The sequence below is a fragment of the Nocardioides sp. L-11A genome (assembly GCA_029961745.1).
Taxonomy (GTDB): Bacteria; Actinomycetota; Actinomycetes; order Propionibacteriales; family Nocardioidaceae; genus Nocardioides.
The window spans coordinates 209674-229235 of record CP124680.1 but is presented as its reverse complement, the minus strand read 5'-3'; the positions used below and the strand labels follow the sequence as shown (position 1 = coordinate 229235).

Annotated in this window: 16 protein-coding genes; 10 read left to right on the top strand and 6 right to left on the bottom strand. The window is 74.8% G+C overall.

Translation table 11 applies throughout. The features are described 5' to 3' along the window. Positions 1 to 63: 63 nt before the first annotated feature. Entirely contained in the window at positions 64 to 2298 is a 2235-nt protein-coding gene (locus QJ852_01065) for an AAA family ATPase (GenBank protein ID WGX97037.1), read from the bottom strand. Positions 2299 to 2477: 179 nt separating this feature from the next. Here QJ852_01065 and QJ852_01060 point away from each other — a divergent pair, with 179 nt between their 5' ends. Further along, positions 2478 to 3101 (top strand): TetR/AcrR family transcriptional regulator, encoded by a 624-nt coding sequence (locus tag QJ852_01060; GenBank protein WGX97036.1) that lies wholly within the window; start codon positions 2478 to 2480, stop codon positions 3099 to 3101. Between the two features lie 12 nt (positions 3102 to 3113). Here the strand turns inward: QJ852_01060 and QJ852_01055 are convergent, their stop codons facing one another. Both QJ852_01055 and QJ852_01050 read right to left on the bottom strand, forming a co-directional pair. Further along, positions 3114 to 3995, bottom strand: a complete 882-nt coding sequence (locus tag QJ852_01055) for a TIGR03619 family F420-dependent LLM class oxidoreductase (GenBank protein WGX97035.1) — start codon at positions 3993 to 3995, stop codon at positions 3114 to 3116. A 51-nt stretch (positions 3996 to 4046) separates the two neighbouring features. After that, positions 4047 to 6569, bottom strand: coding sequence for a LuxR C-terminal-related transcriptional regulator (locus QJ852_01050; protein WGX97034.1), 2523 nt, complete (start codon positions 6567 to 6569; stop codon positions 4047 to 4049). A 196-nt stretch (positions 6570 to 6765) separates the two neighbouring features. Here QJ852_01050 and QJ852_01045 point away from each other — a divergent pair, with 196 nt between their 5' ends. From QJ852_01045 to QJ852_01030, 4 genes are all read left to right on the top strand, one after another. Beyond that, complete coding sequence (locus QJ852_01045) at positions 6766 to 8745, top strand: sigma-70 family RNA polymerase sigma factor (GenBank protein WGX97033.1); 1980 nt, start codon at positions 6766 to 6768, stop codon at positions 8743 to 8745. Between the two features lie 32 nt (positions 8746 to 8777). Then, positions 8778 to 10709, top strand: coding sequence for an FAD-dependent oxidoreductase (locus QJ852_01040; protein WGX97032.1), 1932 nt, complete (start codon positions 8778 to 8780; stop codon positions 10707 to 10709). 100 nt (positions 10710 to 10809) lie between these two features. Next, positions 10810 to 11373, top strand: a complete 564-nt coding sequence (locus QJ852_01035) for a SigE family RNA polymerase sigma factor (protein ID WGX97031.1) — start codon at positions 10810 to 10812, stop codon at positions 11371 to 11373. After that, on the top strand, positions 11370 to 12017 hold the full coding sequence (locus tag QJ852_01030; GenBank protein ID WGX97030.1) for a hypothetical protein: 648 nt from the start codon (positions 11370 to 11372) through the stop codon (positions 12015 to 12017). The genes QJ852_01035 and QJ852_01030 overlap by 4 nt, the downstream gene beginning before the upstream one ends. On the opposite strand, the gene QJ852_01025 is transcribed toward QJ852_01030, so the two are convergent. Next, positions 12014 to 12649 carry a hypothetical protein gene (locus QJ852_01025; GenBank protein ID WGX97029.1) on the bottom strand — a complete coding sequence of 212 codons (636 nt, stop codon included), beginning with the start codon at positions 12647 to 12649 and terminating at the stop codon, positions 12014 to 12016. The genes QJ852_01030 and QJ852_01025 overlap by 4 nt on opposite strands. 139 nt (positions 12650 to 12788) lie before the next feature. On the opposite strand from QJ852_01025, the gene QJ852_01020 reads away from it, so the two are divergent. Continuing rightward, positions 12789 to 13382, top strand: a complete 594-nt coding sequence (locus tag QJ852_01020) for a hypothetical protein (GenBank protein WGX97028.1) — start codon at positions 12789 to 12791, stop codon at positions 13380 to 13382. An 86-nt stretch (positions 13383 to 13468) separates the two neighbouring features. Here the strand turns inward: QJ852_01020 and QJ852_01015 are convergent, their stop codons facing one another. After that, positions 13469 to 14230, bottom strand: coding sequence for an enoyl-CoA hydratase-related protein (locus tag QJ852_01015; GenBank protein ID WGX97027.1), 762 nt, complete (start codon positions 14228 to 14230; stop codon positions 13469 to 13471). 207 nt (positions 14231 to 14437) lie between these two features. Then, positions 14438 to 15628: a RimK family alpha-L-glutamate ligase gene (locus QJ852_01010; protein WGX97026.1), complete on the bottom strand. Its 1191-nt coding sequence runs from the start codon at positions 15626 to 15628 to the stop codon at positions 14438 to 14440. Positions 15629 to 15664: 36 nt separating this feature from the next. On the opposite strand from QJ852_01010, the gene QJ852_01005 reads away from it, so the two are divergent. From QJ852_01005 to QJ852_00990, 4 genes are all read left to right on the top strand, one after another. Beyond that, positions 15665 to 16162, top strand: coding sequence for a RimK/LysX family protein (locus QJ852_01005; protein ID WGX97025.1), 498 nt, complete (start codon positions 15665 to 15667; stop codon positions 16160 to 16162). Beyond that, positions 16149 to 17114, top strand: a complete 966-nt coding sequence (locus QJ852_01000) for a succinylglutamate desuccinylase/aspartoacylase family protein (GenBank protein WGX97024.1) — start codon at positions 16149 to 16151, stop codon at positions 17112 to 17114. The genes QJ852_01005 and QJ852_01000 overlap by 14 nt, the downstream gene beginning before the upstream one ends. A gap of 140 nt (positions 17115 to 17254) precedes the next feature. Beyond that, on the top strand, positions 17255 to 18769 hold the full coding sequence (locus tag QJ852_00995) for a molybdopterin-dependent oxidoreductase (protein WGX97023.1): 1515 nt from the start codon (positions 17255 to 17257) through the stop codon (positions 18767 to 18769). Positions 18770 to 18831: 62 nt separating this feature from the next. Continuing rightward, positions 18832 to 19527, top strand: a complete 696-nt coding sequence (locus tag QJ852_00990; GenBank protein WGX97022.1) for a fasciclin domain-containing protein — start codon at positions 18832 to 18834, stop codon at positions 19525 to 19527. Positions 19528 to 19562 lie beyond the last annotated feature (35 nt).

The following is a 19562-nucleotide window of genomic DNA, read 5'->3' as shown; positions in this document are numbered from 1 at the left end:
CGACGGCGATCCGATCAGCCCACGTGATCGGATCTCTGTCGGTCAGCGGTCGAGGCCGCGATCTCAGCCGACGGTGGTGAGCAGCTGGGTGGCGCGGGTGAGCACGACGTAGAGGGTGGCGCGGCCGGTGGCGGACTCGTCCTCGATCTCCTGCGGCCGGACGACGACGATGCCGTCGAACTCCAGTCCCTTGGTGTCGAGGCCGGTCAGCACCACGACCCGGTCGTCGCCCGACGGGGTGACGGACGAGTCGATCGCGGCCCGGGCGCCGGCGGCGTCGGCCGCCAGCTCGGGCCAGGAGGCGAGCCAGGCGTTGACCTCCGAGCGCCGGGCGACGGGGACGACGATGCCCACGGTCCCGGAGACCCGGCCCGCGACCTCGAGGACGGCGGCGCGGGTGGCGGCCTCGAGCTCCGCGGCGCCGGCACCGTCGGGGAGCTCGACGACGACCGGCTCCTCGCCGGTGCGGCGTACGGCGTCGGGGAGATCGGCGTCGAGGCCCACCCGCGAGGCGTACGCCGCGGCGTGGGCGTAGATCTCCGCGGAGTTGCGGTAGTTGGTCGACAGGTGGAAGGAGTGCACCTGCTTGCGCTCCAGCGCCGCCGACCGCGCCGCGGCGGCCTCCTCGGGCACCGGCCACGACGACTGGGCGGGGTCGCCGACGATGGTCCAGGAGGCGGTGCGGCCACGGCGGCCGACCATCCGCCACTGCATGGGGGTGAGGTCCTGCGCCTCGTCGACCAGGACGTGTGCGTAGCCGTCGTCCTCGATGCTCGAGACCGGGGGCCGCCAGGCGCGGCCCGACGGCGCGAACTCCCGGTCGGAGGCGGTCATCAGCTCCTGGATGTCGACGGCGCCCTCGATCAGGGCCATCGGGTCGTCGCGCTCGTCGTCGGCCTTCGCCGGGAGGTCGCCGAGGGCGTAGCGCAGCTCGTCGAGCAGCGGCACGTCCTCGATGGCGATCTGCGGGCTGATCGCGCGCGCGGGCTCGAGGTGGGCCCAGGTCTTGGCCAGCAGCCGCTGCTCCTCGCCGGTGAGCAGGCCCTCGCCGACCCGGGCCAGGAACTCCGGCTCGCGTAGCCAGCACAGCACCGTCGCGGCGTCGAGCGGCGGCCACCAGGCCAGCGCGAAGTCGAGGAAGTCGTCGCGCGACAGGATCTCGTCGTTGAACCTCTCGCGGCCCTGCTCGCGGCCGCGCTCACCGCGGACCTGGCGCCACAGCGCGTCGAGGAGGGCGTTCGAGACGCGCGGGAGCTGCTTGTTGCGCAGCCCCTGGGACATCAGCTGCCGCCGGATCTGCCCCAGCCTGCCGCGGTCGAGGACCAGCCGCTCGTCGCGCCAGAAGACGCGGTACTCCCGGGGGCTGCCCGGCGCCTGCTGGCGCGCGGTACGCCGCATCAGCTCGGCCATCCGCGCGGAGCCCTTGATGTCGGCGACGGCCGGCTCGTCGTGCCGGGTCGCGCGGACCTCGTCGACGACCTCGCCGAGGCTGCGCAGCGCGACGGCGGTCTCGCCGAGCGACGGCAGCACCCGCTCGATGTAGCGCATGAACACGCCGGAGGGACCGACGACGAGGACGCCACCGCGCTCGTAGCGCTGCCGGTCGGTGTAGAGGAGGTACGCCGCGCGGTGCAGCGCCACGACCGTCTTGCCGGTGCCGGGACCGCCGGAGATCGACACGACGCCGCGCGAGGGCGCCCGGATCGCCTTGTCCTGCTCGGCCTGGATGGTCGCGACGATGGAGTGCATCGACCGGTCGCGGGCACGGGAGAGCTGGGCCATCAGTGCGCCCTCGCCGACGATCGGCAGCTCGCGGCCCTGCTCCTCGGCGGCCGCGAGGCCCTCCGCGTCGAGGAGCTCGTCCTCCACGCCGACGACGCTGCGGCCGGCGCTGCGCAGCACCCGGCGGCGCAGGACGCCGTGCGGGTCGGCCGCCGTCGCCTGGTAGAACACGGCGGCCGCGGGGGCCCGCCAGTCGATCAGCAGCGACTCGTGCTCGTCGTCGCGCAGGCCGATCCGCCCGACGTAGCGCGGGGCGGCGTCGATCGCGGCGTCGAGGTCGAGCCGCCCGAAGACCAGGCCCTCGTGGGCGGCGTCGAGCTGCGCGATCCGCTTGGCCGCCTGGAACACCATCGCGTCGCGCTCCACGAGGCCACCCTCGTGGCCCAGCCGACCTCGCGAGTGCCCCTCCCTCGCCAGCTGCTGGGCGGCCTTCCCGGCCTGCTCCAGCTGCTGATAGACCCGGTCAACGAACCTCTGCTCGGCCGTGACCTCGCGCTCCACCAGCTCGTCTGCCACCGCTCGTGACCCCTGCCGTCCGCACTCGTTCTCGATCGCCGCACCCCCGGCGGCAAGCCACCAACTCTACAGGCGCCGACAGGCCGTGCCCCGACGGGACGGCGAACGCCCACCAAAGGCACTACTGTTGTCCAGATGGTCTGACGCATCGCGTGTCCAAGGGGGGTAGCACGATGAACATGACACCCAGGGCGACCTCGCCCCGCAAGCCGAATCGCCGCGGCGTCGCCGCGCGCGAGAGACTCCTGTCCACCGCGATCGAGATGCTCGGCACCGGTCGCCCCGAGACGGTGTCGATCAACATGGTCGCGAAGGAGGCCGGGCTCAGCTGGGGCTCGGTGCAGAACCTCTTCGGCGACTCCGACGGGTTCTGGTCGACCGTGGTCGACCTGATCATCGACAACGCGCCCGACCTGTGGGCCGAGCCGACGAGTACGACGGTCGCGGGACGGGTGGCCGAGGTCGCCGACCTCTACCGCACGCTGCTCGACTCGCCGTACGCCGTCACCATCGAGACCATGCGCTGGGCGCTGCCCCGGCCGCTCGACGTGCTCCAGGAGACCCATCCGCGCACGGCGGCCTCGATCCGCCGGCTCGACGAGATGACGGCGCGCGGGTTCGTCCGGTTCTTCGAGGGCATCGACGGTCCCGGGCTCGACGAGGAGCGCTCGTCCGCGATGTCGGAGGTGCTGCCCGCGATGCTGCGCAGCATGCGCAACGAGCGGCTGCTCGGCGCCGACATCGACCTCGACCGCGCCCACCGCACGATCGTGACGATGCTGACGTCGTACCTCGAGGACTGAGCCTGGCTGGGCCTAGGCGAGCAGCGCCCGGGTCGGCTCGATGATGTCGGCGCCGAACCGGGCGATGCCGTCGAGCTTGTGCTCCAACGGCGCGTCCTGCGGGTAGTAGTACATCCACGGCATCGTCATGCACATCGTCACGCCGCCCCGCGAGGCGCGGGCGAAGTCCTCGGGTGCCACCGCGTCCGTCAGCGCCGGTACGACGGCGAACGGCTCGTCGGGGTCGCGCCCCGCCTCCCGCCGCAGGCCGCGCAGCCGCTCGACGATCGCGATCGCCTCGTCGACGCTGGCCAGGTCGCCGATCCAGCCGTCGTTGCGGGCGGCGCGCCGGAAGGCCACGTCCGACAGTCCGCCGACCCACACCGGGATCGGGCCCGGCGGCTCGGGGAGCATGACCAGCCGCTCACAGCTGTAGAACTCCCCGGCGAACTCGGTCCAGCCGGGCCGCCACAGCTCACGCATCAGGTCGAGCCCCTCGTCGGTACGCCGGCCGCGGGTGGCGAAGTCCTCCTCCAGCAGCTCGAACTCCTCCCGGCACCAGCCGACGCCCACGCCGAGCGCGACCCGGCCGCCGGACAGTGCGGCCGCCGTCCCGATCGCCTTGGCGACCATGAACGGGTTGCGCATCGCGGCGACGTAGATCGAGGTGAAGAAGCGCAGCTCGGTGGTCACCTGCGAGAGCGCGCCGATCGTCACCCACGGGTCCGGCCAGTCGACCTCGGGCTTCCAGCGCCGCCCGCCGTCGCGGGTGTAGGGGTACGGCGTCGCGATCGACTCCAGGTCGACGACGTGGTCGGCGAGGCTGAGCGCCGCGAACCCGGCCTGCTCGGCGGCCCTCGCCAGCGCGACGAGCTGGTCGGTCGGGTGGTAGGCGGTCACCATCGCGAAGTCCACGGCTGCACCCTAGGCGAAGAACTAGAACATGTTCTAGAGCCGAGGGTGGACCTACCCCCGCGGACCACCGAGGACGGAGAGCTTGATCCCGCGCTCGATGGCCGCCTCCCGCGAGTTCACCCCCCACTTGCGGTAGATGCTGCGCATGTGGGACTTGACCGTCTCCGGCGACAGGTGCAGCGCCGCCGCGACCTGGCTGCGCCGCGGGTGGTCCAGGGACGCGCGCAGGACGGCGATCTCCTGACCGGTGAGCGGCACCGCGTCGGAGACGGGATCGAGGGCCCCTGCCCGGCCGCGGGCGCCGACCGCGGCGAGCACGTCGGCATCGAGGTACGCCGCCGCTGCGGCGTCGTGGCGCAGCGCGAGCTCACGCAGCGCGGCGAGGTCGTCGGCCGGCACGTGCAGCAGGTGCGCCCGGGCCCCGTGCTCGGCGTACAGGGCCGCGGCCTGGTCGAGCAACGCTCCGGCCGCCTCCCGGCAGCCCGCCCGCAGGGCGGCCGCGGCGCCGAGGGTGGCGACGGCGGCCCGGGAGCGGACGGTGTGGCCCGCCTGGACCTGGAGCCGCGGGACCAGGTCCAGCGCACCCTCCGGGTCCCCGGCGGCGAGCCGGTCGAGCAGCCGGGCCGGGGCCAGCTGAGCCGCCCAGCGGGTGGTGCCGTGCAGCAGCGGCTCGGCGCTGCGCGCCCGACCCTGCTCGATGAGCACGGCCGCGACCAGGCCGTGCAGGGCGGTGGTCCCGAGGTTCTCGCCGACCCCCGGCGGCGCCGGCCGGGCACGCAGGGCCGCCGAGGTCCGCTCCAGCTCCGCCCCGACGTCACCGAGACCGACGTGCGCCTGCAGCCGGGTCCAGGCGAGGAAGGGCCACAGCTCCCCGATCCCGTCGTAGGTCGCCCCCTCGTGCTCGGCGAGGGCCTCGCGTGCCTCGAAGCGGTCCAGTCGAAGCAGCGCCCGGCCGACCGCGGCCAGCCCGCGCGTGGCCTCCACCCCCGGACCCAGCAGGCGGCGCGCCGTCCGGGTCCGGCCGTCGATCGCCGCGAGACCGGCCGCGTACGCCGTCGTGTCGGCGCGTGACCACGGCTGCCGCGCGAGCGACAGCGCCCGCCCGGCGAGCACGTGGGCCCGATCCAGGTCGCCGACCTGGAACAGGGAGTAGGCCAGGTGGCGCCACGCTCCCGCCCGGACGTCGGAGGGGGTCGCCGCACCGGCTCCGGTGTCGAGGGTGTCGAGGGTGTCGAGGGTGTCGAGGGTGTCGCGAGTGTCGAGGGTGTCGAGCGCGGCCCGGGCGGCGGCCCCGGCGTCGACGTACCGGCCGACGTGGCGCAGGGCGACCGACCGGGCCACGTGCTGGAGGAACCGGCCCTCCCGGGCGGCGGCCCGGTCGCCCGGCGTCACGTCGACGGGCTGCTCGGCGGGCACCTCGACGACCCGCGCGAAGTACTCCTGCGCCGCCTGCCGGGTGGTCGGGTTGCTGCTCAGGACCAGGCCGCGGGCGAGAGCGAGCCGCGGGTTCTGGACGACCGCCGCGCGCGGGATCCGGCTGAGCTGGTGGTCGAGACGCCGCGCCACCTCGCTCTCCGGGACGGCCGCGAGCGCGGCGCACACGATCCGGCCCGCGAGCTCGAGCCGACCGGCGGCCACCGCGAGCTCGAACCCCGACAGGTGGTCGCCGCGGCCGTGCAGCCAGGTCGCGGCGACGCCGGCGCCCCAGCGGTACCGGTCGGCGTCGGTGGCGACCAGGGCGCCGCGGGCCGCGGCGCGCAGCGAGTCGACGACCCGGAACACCCGGCCTCCGGTCGCGTCGACCTCCCAGCCCCCGTTGCCGTCGACCGCGAGCCCGGCCAGCAGCGCGCTCACCTGCGCCGGCGTACGCCCGCTCAGGGTGCCCGCGAGCTCCGGGTCCAGGTACGGCGCCGCGCAGGTGTCCTGCACGAAGCGCCAGGCCCCGGGCCCGTCGAGCTGGCCGGCCAGGTCCTGGGCGACGATGCTCCACCAGCCGGCCGGGCCCCGTGACGGCAGGCCGCGCCGCGCCGCCAGGGTCAGGCCGGCCGCGCGCACGGCCAGCGGGAACCCGCCGGTGTCGGCGTGCACCCCGGCAGCCTCGACCCGGTGATCCGCCGAGCCGTCCTGGGTCAGGAAGCGCACCGTCTCCTCCGCGGTGAAGGCCAGGTCGCCGACGCCGATGACCGTCGTCGCGCCGGGCGGCTCGGTCAGCCCGGTGGCCGCCCGGGTCGTGACGACGATGCGCGTCCCGGGCCGGTCGGCGACGTGCATGCGGACCAGGGCGTCGACGGTGGCGGTGGCCGCACCGAGGCGCTCGTAGCCGTCGAGGACGACGACGGGCGCGTCGGGCAGCGCGCGCAGCTCCGCGGTGTCCGCGGCGACCGCCACCCAGCGGGCCGCGGGCGCCGTACCGGAGCGCAGCCACTGCCGGACCACGGTGCTCTTGCCGAAGCCCGAAGGCGCCTGCAGCACCGTCACCGGCGCCGCACGGTCCAGGAGGTCGAGGAGGCGCTCGCGCCGGAGGGTCGCGAACGGTCGGGAAGGGGCGCTGGTCACGCCGGGGGAATGCGCCATCGGTGAGCCCTGTCGTCCTAGCGGTGCACGCGTCCCCCCCGGTTCGCGCTCTGCGGTCGGGGAAGCAAGACGCACGGGCGGACACGCTCATGACGCGATTTCCGAGGAGATTTCGCACAGCGGCATCCGGCCCCTTCCACGCCCGTCCGGCGGTAGCCTCCTGGCACCCCTTCACCAACAGATCGACTCCGGGAAGATGCCGACCGACCTGCCCGACGACAACGCCCTGCTGCGCCGCGCCCACGACGGCGACGCCGCGGCGCTGGAGGCGTTGTACGCCGACAACGTGGCCTCCGCGCGCCGCCTGGCAGTGATCCTCGCGGGCCCGTCCGCCGCCGAGGACCTGGTCGCCGACGCGTTCGCGCGCGTGCTGGCGCGGATCCGCGCGGGCGAGGGGCCGGTCACCAACTTCCGCGGCTACCTGTTCGCGACGATCCGCAACCGGCACCGCGACCTGCTGCGCCGCTCCGGTCGCGAGGCCCCGGTCTCCGACGAGCCGTGGCTGCTGGAGAGCCCGACGGAGAGCGTGGAGGAGCAGGTCCAGGAGCTCGACGAGGGGGCCGCGGTCGCCGCGCTCGGCAGCCTGCCCGACCGCTGGCAGCGGGTGCTGTGGCATCTGGAGGTGGAGGGCCACCAGGTGCCCGAGGTCGCGACCATGCTCAGCATGTCGCCGGCAGCGGTGTCCTCGCTGGCCTACCGCGCCCGCGAGGGGCTCAAGGTCGCCTACCTCGAGCACCACCTGCCCACGGCCGCCGGCACCCGGCCGTGCGCCTGGGTCCGCGAGCGTCTCGGCACCTATGTCCGCGGCGGTCTCGGCACCCGCGCCGGCGCCCGCCTCGACGCGCACCTGACGACCTGCGCCGCCTGCTCCGCCGCGGCCGCGGACCTGCAGCACGTGAACCGGAAGCTGGCCGGCCTGGTCCTGCCCGTCCTGCTGCTCGGCGGCGCCGGAGCCGGCCTGCTCGACGCGGTCGGTGCCGCGGGCGGCGGCAGCGGCCCGGGCGAGACGGCCGGTACGACGACGGCCGCGGGCGGTGCCGGAGCGGCGGGAGCCGCCGCGGCGGCGGGCGCGGTGGCGGCCGGAGCGGGCGCGGGTGGCGGCGCCGGCCGGGGAGCCGCGCGCGGCACGTCCGGTCCGGGTCGGCTGGTCCGGCTGCTCACGGGGCGCGGCGCCGCCGTGACCGGCGCCGGAGCGGGCGGCAGCACCCTCGTCGCCCTCGCCGCGGCGGCGCTCGTCCTGGTCCTGGTCGCGGTGACCTGGTGGGCCGTCGCGGGCTCCGACGACGCCACCGACCCGACCGCCGATCACCCGGACGCGGCCACCGGCCGGCCGACCGCGCCCGCGGACACCGGAGCCGGCCCGGACGCCACCGACCCGGCCACGGCGGGGACCACGGACCCGGCGACGGACCCGGCCACGGACGGGACGAGCGACGGCACGACCCCTGCGGCCGGCCCCCGGGAGTCCACCGGCCAGACGACCGGGGCCACGGCGGCCGCCGCCCCCGGGCCGCGGACGGGGTCCGCACCGGCGACCGACCCCGCGAAGCTGGGCGTGACCCGCGCGGCACCGCCGGTCGCCGTACGCCCGTCGGCGCCGAGTGCCACCGCGATCGGCGCGTGCGGCAGCTACGGCGCACTCACCCTGCCGCAGACCGAGGGCGTCGACTACGTCCTCACCCAGGGGGATGGGAAGCAGGGGGCCTGGGAGGTGACCGGGACGCCGCGCCGTGGCTACGTCCTCGCCGCCGACGCCCAGCAGCGCTTCGACGGGGACCTCGGCACGTACTACGCCTGCCCCGCACTCGGCACCCTCACCGTCACCGACCTCGGGGGCGGCGACTGGCGGCTGACCGCGCCGGTGAGCGCCACCGGCCCCGGCAGCTACCGGCTGACCGCGGCCGTGTCGGTGGGCTCCGACACCTACGTCCCGGCGGGCGGGGTGAGCGGGGCCGGGTGGACCTGCTGGGGCCCCAACCCGGGCGACCCGCAGATCGGCGCGGGCAGCGGATTCATGCTCCCGGCCGGCTTCACGATGGACTGCCGGTTCGACTACACCGGCGCCGCGCCCCCCGACCTCGCTGTCGTGATGACCCCGGTCACCGTCGGCCCGCCACCGGCCGGCTCGGTCGCGCTCACCGCCGACGGCACCTCACGGGGCAGCGCGAGCTACTGACGCGGGCCCCGATCCCGGGTAGAACATGTTCCATGTTTCCGCATCTGCTGGCGCCCGGGCGGATCGGCTCGATGGAGCTGCGCAACCGGATCGTGATGTCGCCGATGGAGACGATGTACGGCACTCCCGACGGCCATCCCTCCGACCGGACGGTCGCGCACTTCGCGACCCGCGCGGCCGGCGGCGTCGCACTGGTCACTGTCGGCGCGACCGGCATCGACCCCCAGCACCCGGAGACGCCGGGCGGGCTGCAGCTCGGTGAGGACACGGCGATCCCTGCGCACCGCCGGCTGGTCGAGGCGGTCCACGCGCACGGAGCCCGGATCCAGCCGCAGCTCGTGCACGCGGGCCCTGACGGGCTCGGCCCCGAGATGTTCGGCGTGACGTCCCTCGGACCGTCCGTGATCGGGTCGTACCTCACCGGACGGCCCTCGGCCGAGGCCACGAAGGAGCAGGTCGCGGCGATCCTCGACCAGTTCCGGTCGGCCGCGGGGCGGGTCCGCGCCGCCGGGTACGACGGCATCGAGCTGCATGCCGCGCACGGCTACATGTTCCTCGGCTCCTTCCTCGCGCCCCAGCGCAACCGGCGCGGCGACCGGTACCGCGGCACGTCGGTCGAGGGCCGGATCCGGGTGGTGCTGGAGGCGCTGGCGGCGATCCGCGCGGAGGTGGGCGCGGACTTCCCCGTCACGCTGCGGGTCTCGGGCTACGAGCGGGTGGCCGCCGGCCGGCCGGTGCACGACACGGCCACGATGGCGCCGCTGCTCGTCGAGGCCGGGGTCGACGCCTTCCACGTCAGCGGCGGTGTGATCGACCGGCTGGTCACCGGCATGGTCAACGCCGCCGACGACGGCGACGGGCTCAACGTCGGCGGGGCGGCGGCGGTGCGCGAGGTCGTCGACGTCCCCGTCATCGCGGTCGGCCGGCTGCACGACCCCGCGCTCGCGGAGCAGGTGCTGGCCGACGGGCGGGCCGACTTCGTCGCGCTCGGCCGCCCCCTGCTGGCCGACCCGGACCTGCCCCGCAAGCTCACCGGAGCGCTCGGCGGACCGGCGCGGGTGCGCCGCTGCATCTCGTGCGAGAACTGCATCGACACGCTCGAGGAGAAGCTGGCCGCCGAGTGCGCCGTGAACCCCCTCACCGGTCACGAGCTCACCCTGGCGCGCTCGACACCGGCCGCGCCACGCCGGGTCGTCGTCGCCGGTGGAGGACCGGCGGGGCTGGAGACCGCGTGGCGCGCCGCCGACGCCGGGCTCGACGTGGTCCTGCTGGAGCGCTCGCCCACACTCGGCGGGGCCCTCGTGGCCGCGTGCGCGGTCCATCCCGAGAACCGGGGCTATCTCGACTGGCTGCTGGGCCGGGTCGCGGACGCGGACGTCGACGTCCGGTTGGGCACCGCGGCCGACCCGGAGCTGGTCCGGGCACTCGCCCCGGACCTGGTGGTGGTCGCCACCGGCGGGCGGGTCTCCGTCCCGGAGCTGCCCGGAGCGGACCTGCCGCACGTCGTCGCCGGCATCGACCCCGCCCGCCCTCCCGCCGGACGCCGGGTGGTGGTCATCGGCGGCCGGCTGGCCGCCGTCGAGTGGTGCGAGGTGCTCGCCGCGCCCGGTCGGCTGGTCGCCCTGCTGCACTCCGGCGCCGAGATCGCGCCGGAGTTCGGCGCCAAGCGGCGCGGCGAGCACATGGACCGCCTCGACCGGCTCGGCGTCACCGTGCACGTCGGGGCCGACGTGGGCGCGATCACCGCGGCGGGGGTGCGCTGGACGCCCGCCCACGGCGAGCCGCGGGTCCTGCCGGCCGACGCGGTCGTCCTCGCGGGCGAGGTGGGTGCCGACCCGACGGTGCGAGACCGGCTGGTCGCAGCGCTGCCCGGCGTCGACGTCCGCGTCGTCGGGGACGCGGGCGGCCTCGGCCTGATCCGCGGTGCCACCGCGGACGCGGCTCGCCTCGTCGCGACCCTGTGACCCACGAATCAGGGCGATGATGCAACCCTCGGGGGTACGAACGGCCTTGGGTAGTCATGGAAACGACGTCTCGGGAGTCGCGTGAGGAGGTGAGCGGCGCGTGGATGCCGATTTCGCCGACTTCGTGGCGGCGAAGCAGAGCGGCCTCCTGCGCTACGGCATGCTGCTGACCGGAGGCGACCCGCACACGGCCGCCGACCTCGCCCAGGAGACCTTCCTCAGGCTCGGCCGGCGGTGGCGCCACGTCCGCGACGTCGAGCACCAGGACGCCTACGCCCGGCGCACGATGACCCGCCTGTGGTGGAGCCGCAGCAAGCGCGACCGGCGCGAGTTCCTCCTGGCCGAGCCCGAGGACCGGGCCACCAGCGACGACGATCCCGCCTGGACCTCCGATCTCTGGGCGGCACTGCAGCAGCTGCCGCCCCGTCAGCGCGCGGTCCTCGTGCTGCGCTACTACGAGGACTGCTCCGAGAAGGAGATCGCCGAGGTCCTCGGCTGTCGGCCCGGCACCGTCAAGAGCCAGGCCAGCCGCGGTATGGCGACCCTGCGGCGGCTGCTCGGCGTCGCTGCCGACGACCCCCTCGGGAACGGCCTCGCCGACGGTGCCGCTGACCGTGCCGCCGACCGTGCCGCCGATCCGGCCCGGGGGGAGGTCGGCCCATGAGCGACCTCGAGCGACAGCTGCGCGCATTCGTCCGCGAGGGCGACATCCCCGTCCCCGACGTCCCCGACCTCGCCGCACGGATCGCCGGCGCCCAGCGCCGCCACCGGCAGCGCCGCGTGGCCGGTGTCGTCGGCGCGGCCGGCGTCGTCGCCGTCGCGGCCGTCGCGGGTGTCGTGCTGCGCGGGGGCGACACGACACCCCAGCCGGCCGGGTCGGGACCGAGCTGCACGGGCGTCACGCTGCGTTCCGCGGGCGTGAGCACTGACGCCGCCGCCGGCCCCTCCCTCGCCCTGGCGCTCGGCGGCGGCACCGGCGGGCACGGCCGGTGCCCGATCGGCCCGGGCACCCGGATCGACGTCGGCACCGGCGTCGACGCCCTGAGCACCACACTGCCCCCCGGCGCCCCGCGGGTCCGGCTGCGCCCCGGCGAGGACGCTGTCCTCGAGCTGACCTGGGCGACCTGGTGCGGCGACGGCCCGCCTCAGGTCCGGGTGACCTTCTCCACCGGCGACACCACGACCCTCGACCTCCCGGCCGACACCGCGCTGCCGGCCTGCGGTGACCCGAGCGCCCCGGCGTCGCTGGGCTTCGTGGCGCTCCACACGGTCGATGTGCACCCCGGCGGCACGCCCGGGACGGGCTAGCGCATCTTCACCGAGTTGGCCGCCGCGTCGAGGGCGCCGAAGTGACCGGAGCTCGCGACGTAGCCGTACGACGCGCCGCCGTAGGACGCGTTGTTCCAGACCTTGAAGTCACAGCGGGCGTAGCCCGTGCCGGAGCGGATCCGGTTGCGCCAGCTCGACGTCAGCGTCGGCCAGGCCCATTCGACGTCGGGGTCGTCGTCGCACCCGCTGGGCGCCTCCATGACCAGCGCGGCACCACTGCCGTACGTGCCGTCGTAGAAGATGGCGGTCACGACCGACGCGAGCGGTGCGGGGGCGGCGCCGGGCTCGTCGAGGCCGGTGCGCACGGTCCGCGTCGCGCGTGCGGCGGCCGCCCGGTCCTGACGGGCCAGGCCTGCCTCGATCGACGCGACCGTGGGCCGATCGGCGAGGTCGGCGGTCGTCAGCCCCTCGGCGGGGGCGCCGGTCACCGCCTCGACCAGCGCGTCGGCGCTGGGGTAGCAGTGCAACTCCCCGGTCGTGGCGCGCAGGAGGCAGGCCTCGTCGCTGCCGCCCTCCCGCTCGGCCGCGGCCCGGGCGGCCGGTCCCGTGGGCAGCACCAGAGCTGCCGCCGCGAGGCCGGCCAGGGCCAGCCCGACGATCTTCTTCTCCATCATTCCACTACCTCCCACGAGGCTCATGCTCCGGATCGGTCCGACGCAAACCCCTCGGCCCGTTGGACGGCGCCCGCGCCACACCGGTTCCGGGCACCGGCACCGGACCGGAGACCACCCGCGGCCTAGGGTCCCGGACATGGTCCTCCTGCTCACCCCCGCCCTGCCCGACACCCCGGTCGGCGGTCGGCTCGGCGGTGCCCCGCCGCGGACGGTCGAGGACCACCCCTGGCTCGCGACCCACCGCTACGTGCTGACCCTGCCCGCCGGCTGCGCGCCCTGGGCCGCCGGGCGTGAGGTGTCGGTCCTGCTGCGCGACGGCTTCGACATCGGCGACGAGGACCTCACCTACCCCGGCCTGGCGATGCGCGCCCTCGTCCACCCGCCCTCCCCGCGCGGCGGGCGCCCGGACCGGGGCTGGCCCGGCCTGCGGGCCGCCGCCCTCACCCCGCTCGCCGCCGGTCACGACGGACCGGGACACGACGGACCGGGACTCGTGCGGATCGCGGACACGCCGCAGCTGATCCAGCACGAGCCGTCGTACGCCGCCGCGGTGGAGGCCGACGGCCACCGGTTCCTGTTCCAGGTGGACGAGGAGGGGTGGCCGGTCGACGGGGAGCTCGAGGACGTCGTCGAGGAGTACCTCTGGGGCTACGGCTCGGTGTACTTCTACGGCACGCCCGGCCCGGACGGGCTCGTCGACGAGGTGGTCGCCGGGTTCATCGACTTCTGAGCCGCGCCGGTGTTCTCCCGCTCACCTACCGGAATTGTCGTCAAACCCACGCCGGGGCGACGAAATCGGTAGGTGAACGGTTCCGGTCAGCCCTTCTTGCGGGTGAGGAAGGCGGTCATCGCCTCGCGGGCCTCGTCGGAGCCGAACAGCCGGGCGCTGAGCTCGACCAGCTGCTCCCCCTGCGTGTCGATCCGCGCGAGCAGATCGGCGGCGAGCAGGCCCTTGGTCTCGCGCAGGCCCTGGGCCGCGCCGGTGGCGAGCTTGCCGACCACGTCGTCGACCGTGGCCCCGAGGTCTGCGGCGGGGACGGCGAAGGTCGCCAGGCCGTAGTCGGCGGCCTCCGCCCCGCTGAACACCTCCCCGCCGAGCGCGGTCCAGGCGAGACCGCGCGGGGTGAGCCGCGGGAACACGGTCAGCGAGATGACCGCGGGGGTCAGCCCCAGCTTGACCTCGGTGAGCGCGAAGGTGGCGTCCTCGGCGACCACGACCACGTCGGAGGCGGCGACGATGCCGATGCCCCCCGCCCGGGCCGCGCCCTCGACCACGGTCACCACCGGCTTGGCGAGCGCGACGATCTGGCGCTGGAGCGCGACGATGGCCCGCGCGCCCTCCTGCATCGGGACCGTCGAGGCCTCCGAGAGGTCGGCGCCGGAGCAGAACACCCGGCCCGACGACCTCAGCACCACGACCCGTACGTCGTCCGCCGCGTCCGCCGTCGCCAGGTGGCCGACCAGCTCGGTGACCAGCTGCCGCGAGAGGGCGTTGCGGTTGTGGGGCGAGTCGAGGGTGATCGTCGCGATGCCGTCGGCGACGTCGAGGTGGACCAGCTCGGCGGGTGCGTCAGTCATGCAACCATCTAACCGGAGTCCCGCCGCGCCTTGCCGGCAACCGCTGGTCGCGCGCCTCGACCGCGGCGCCGGCAGCGTGGCGTCCCGCGCGGAGCGCAGCGTCGGCAAGGGCGGCCCGAGCGCAGCGTCGGCAAGGGCGTCCCGAGCGCAGCGTCGGCAAGGGCGTCCCGAGCGCAGCGAGCGCCGTCGATCGGACGACACGCTCGGCTAGTCAGAATGAATGGGCTGCTTGGGCAGCTTCTTGACCCGGGCGCGCCGCTTGGGGCGGGCGGGGATCATCGAGCGCATCTCCTCGAGTTTGCCGAAGCAGAGCAACCGATCCTCGGCCTCGAGCACGTGGTGGGGGAACGGGTTGGGGATGACCAGGGTGCCGCGGTGCAGGGTGAGCACCGTGATGTCGCGGTCGCGCAGCCCCGAGTCACCGATCGACTTGCCGACGAGATCGGCGTCGCCGTGGACGACCAGCTCCGCGACGCCGTACCCGGTGGAGACGGAGAGCCGCTCGCGGACGTCGATCTGGGGGAAGGCGACCTGGTTGTCGATGTGGTCGATGATCGCGCCGGCGACGTCGAGCTTGGTGGCGGTCTCGATGCCCTCCAGGCCCGGCGAGGAGTTGACCTCCATGACGAGCGGGCCGGAGGTGGCCTCCAGCATGTCGACGCCGGCGACCTTGAGGCCCATGATCTGCGCGGCACGGACGGCGACCTGCTCGTACGCCGGGTCGAGGTCGACGCGCTCGACGGTGCCGCCGCGGTGCACGTTGGAGCGGAACTCGTCGCCCTGCGCGACCCGCCGCATCGCGGCGACGACCCGGTCGCCGACGACGAGGGCCCGTACGTCGCGCCCGCGCGACTCCTTGACGAAGCGCTGGATGAGCACCTGCTGCTTGGTGCTCTGCAGGGTCTCGATGATGGCCTCGGCGACCTTGATGCTGGGCGCCAGGATGACGCCGATGCCCTGGGTGCCCTCGAGCAGCTTGATGACGACCGGCGCGCCGCCGACCCGTTCGATCGCGGGGATCACGTCGGCGCGGTCACGGACGAAGGTCGTGGCCGGCATGCCGATGTTGTGGCGCGAGAGGATCTGGGTGGCGCGCAGCTTGTCGCGCGAGTTGGCGATCCCGTTGGCGGTGTTGGGCGTGTAGACGTCCATCTGCTCGAACTGCCGCACGACCGCCGTACCGAAGTAGGTGATCGAGTTGCCGATCCGCGGCAGTACGGCGTCGTAGTCCGAGAGCTGCTTGCCGCGGAACTGCAGGTCCGGCTCGTCGCCCGACAGGTCGATGGCGAAGCGGAGCGTGTTGAGCACCTTGACCTGATGCCCCCGGTCGAGCGCGGCGGTGCGCAGCCGCTGGGTGCTGTAGGAGCGCGGTGCGCGGGAGAGGATCGCGAGCTTCATACCCGACCTGGTGGGATCGCCTGCTTGGATGGATGCGTGGTCAGTGCCCATTCAAGCAGCCCGCCGGTGGTCGCCGGCTGGCGCGAGTGGGTGCGTCTGCCCGGCCTGGGGGTGGGACCGGTGAAGGCCAAGCTCGACACCGGTGCCCGCACCTCCGCCCTGCATGCCTTCGACCTCACCACCGTCGAGCGCGACGGCGCCGACTGGGTCCGGTTCTCGGTCCACCCGTGGCAGCGCTCCGCCGACGACGCCGTGTACGTCGAGTGCCCGGTCCACGACCGCCGGACCGTCCGCAGCTCGACCGGCCACACCCAGGAGCGGTTCGTCGTCCTCACCGAGCTGGAGCTGCTCGGCCGCACCATCACCACCGAGGTGACGCTCACCCGCCGCGACGAGATGGGCTTCCGGATGCTCGTCGGACGCGAGGCACTGCGCCAGGGCTTCCTCGTCGACTCCGGCCGCTCGTACGTCGGCGGCCGGCCGCCGCGCCGGGTACGCCGCAAGAACCGCGGGCGGGCCGATGGCCCTGCGTGAGTCCTTCGCGATCGGCAGCGTCCGGGTCCGGGCCGGGTCGACCAAGGAGGTCGAGCTGCCGATCACCCGACTGGTCACCGGCGGTGACGTGAGCCTGCCGGTGCGGGTGGTGCACGGGCGCGAGCACGGCCCGACGATCTGGGTCAACGCCGCCATCCACGGCGACGAGGTGATGGGCGTCGAGGTGATCCGGCAGGCGCTGGCCACGCTGTCGGCCCGCACCTTCCGCGGCACCCTCGTCGCCGTACCCGTGGTCAACGTCCTCGGCTTCATGACCGGCGACCGCTACCTGCCGGACCGACGCGATCTCAACCGCTCCTTCCCGGGCTCCGCGCGCGGGTCGCTGGCCAGCCGGATCGCGCACCTGCTCATGACCGAGGTGGTCAGCAAGTGCGACGTCGGCATCGATCTGCACACGGCCGCGGACCGGCGGACCAATCTGCCGCAGATCCGCGCCGACCTCGACGACCCCCGCACCCGCGCCCTCGCCGAGGCGTTCGGCGCTCCCGTCATGCTGCACGCCCGGCTCCGCGACGGCTCGCTGCGCCAGGCCGGGCGCGACCACGGCGCGGCGGTGCTGCTCTACGAGGCCGGCGAGGCGCTGCGCTTCGAGGAGGAGCCGATCGCCGTCGGCGTCGCCGGCGTACGCCGGGTGCTGGCGTCGCTCGGCATGATCGACGCCGACCCGGCCTGGGCGGACGCACCCGCGCCGGTCGAGTGCCGCAGCAGCACGTGGGTCCGGGCCCGCGGCACGGGGATCCTGCACCTCGACGTCCACCTCGGGGAGTACGTCGAGGAGGGTCGCCGGCTCGGCGGCCTCTCCGACACCTTCGGCCGCCGGGTCCGGCTGGTCCACGCCGACCGGGCCGGCATCGTGATCGGGCTGACCCGGGCGCCGATCGTCAACGCGGGGGATGCGCTCGTCCACATCGCCACGCCGGCTGCGCCGTAGCCGCACCGTCGCCGCGGGCGGACTTGTCGGGCAGTTCCTGCACTTGTCCGGCGTTGCAACGCCCGACAAGTTCCGGAACAACCGGTCGACCGGCGATTCCTGCACCCGATCCGCCGGGCGGCCCGCAACGAACCACCCCCATGAGGATCCGACTGCTCGGGACACTGCTCTGGGCCGGGTACGGCGTGCTCGCCACCCTGACCGGCATCGGCCTGGCCCACCTGGCGGCCGCGCTGAGCGACCCGGCCGCGTCCCCGGTGCTGGCCGTGGGCTCCACCGTGATCGACCTGACGCCCACCCCGATGAAGGAGTGGGCGATCCGCACCTTCGGGAGCGCGGACAAGGCGATCCTGGTCGGCTCCGTCCTGGCCGGGGTGCTCGTGCTGGCCGCTCTGGCCGGGGTGCTCGCCCGGCGCCGGTACGCCGCCGGGGCGGGCGTGCTGGTCGCGCTGGTGGCCGTCGCGGCCGTGGCCGTGCTGACCCGGCCGGAGGCGGAGGCCCTCGACCTGCTCCCCTCCCTGGTCGCGGCGGTCGCGGCACCGGCCGCGCTGCGGCTGCTCGGCCGGACCGACGCGCGGACGAGCGGGGCCGACGGCGGGCGCCGTACCGTGCTGCTGACGATGACCGCCGTCGCCGCGGTCGCCGCGGCCGGCGGGCTCGCCGGCCGCCTGGTGTCCGGCCTGCGCGCCCGCCCCGAGGACGTGGCGCTGCCGGCCCCGGCCGATCCCGCCCCGCCGTTGCCGCGCGGGCTCGACGACCAGGTCCCGGGCATCACCCGGTTCCGCACGCCGAACGCCGACTTCTACCGGGTCGACACCCGGCTCGACGTCCCCGTGATCGGCGCCGACGACTGGACCCTCACGATCGACGGCGACGTGGACCGGAAGGTCACGCTCGGCTTCGACGAGCTGCTCGCGATGCCGATGGTCGAACGCGACATCACGCTGACCTGCGTGTCCAACAGCGTCGGTGGCCCGTACGTCGGCGGCGCCCGTTGGCTCGGCGTCCCCCTCACCGATGTGCTCGACCTGGCGGGCATCGGGAGCACCGAGGCCGACCAGATCCTCTCCACCGACTTCGCCGGGATGACGATCAGTACCCCGCTGGCCCTCGCCACCGACGGCCGCGACGCCCTCGTCGCCGTGGGCATGAACGGCAAGGCACTCCCTCGCGAGCACGGCTTCCCCGTCCGCCTGGTCATTCCCGGCCTGTACGGCTTCATCAGCGCCACCAAGTGGCTGACCCGGCTCACCTTGACGACCTACGACAAGAAGCAGGCGTACTGGACCGAGCGCGGCTGGGCGACCGACGCGCCCATCAAGATCTCGGCGCGGATCGACACCCCGAAGGCGCTGGCCGAGCTCGATGCCGGGGACGTCGTGGTCGGCGGCGTGGCCTGGGCGCAGGAGCGCGGGGGCATCGCGGGCGTCCAGGTCCGGGTCGACGGCGGCCCCTGGGTCGACGCGCAGCTCGGCCCGGACGGCGGGGACGACTACTGGCGCCAGTGGTTCCACCGCTGGTCCGCCGAGCCGGGCTCGCACCGGATCGCCGTCCGCGCGGTCGCCGGCAACGGCGAGCCGCAGACCCCCGTCCGGGCCGAGCCGTTCCCCGACGGCGCGAGCGGACTGCACGAGCTCCTGGTCCGCGTCTCCTGACCCATCCGGTCCGGCCACGGCTCCGAATCACCTGCACACGACCTCCTACGGAAGGCACCAACATGTTGCTCCACCGACTCACCCGCACCGCCGGCGCCACCGCCGCCGTCCTCGCCCTGTCCGTCTCCCTCGCCGCCTGCGGCGACGACGGCGACGCGAAGGACACCGACTCCGGCAGCGCCCCGAGCTCCGACAGCGGGATGACCAGCGACGCGCCCAGCGACGACGCAGGGGACACGGAGGGCGCGGCCGCGCAGACCTTCGGCCCCGGCTGCTCCGCCATCCCGACCTCGGGCGCCGGCTCCTTCGACGGCATGGTCAAGGACCCGGTCGCCACCGCGGCCAGCAACAACCCGCTGCTGAGCACCCTGGTCACCGCCGTCACGAGCATCGACGGCCTCGCCGACACCCTCAACGGAGCGGCCGCCCTCACCGTGTTCGCGCCGTACAACGACGCCTTCGCCGCCATCCCGGAGAAGGACCTCAACGGCATGGTCATGGAGGGCAAGGAGAAGGGCCAGGACAGCGCGCTCTACAAGGTGCTCGCCCACCACGTGCTCGGCGCGAACGACGACCCGACGGCCGTCGTCGGCGACCAGGAGACCCTCGCGGGCGACCAGCTCACCATCGAGGGCGACGCCGAGAGCGGTATGACCGTCAGCGACGGCACCGTCACCGCCCAGGTCCTCTGCGGCAACATCCCGACGGCCAACGCGACCGTCTATGTGATCGACAAGGTCCTCACCGGGGTGAAGTGACCCCGTTCGGGCACTTCTCGCACACCACCTGACCC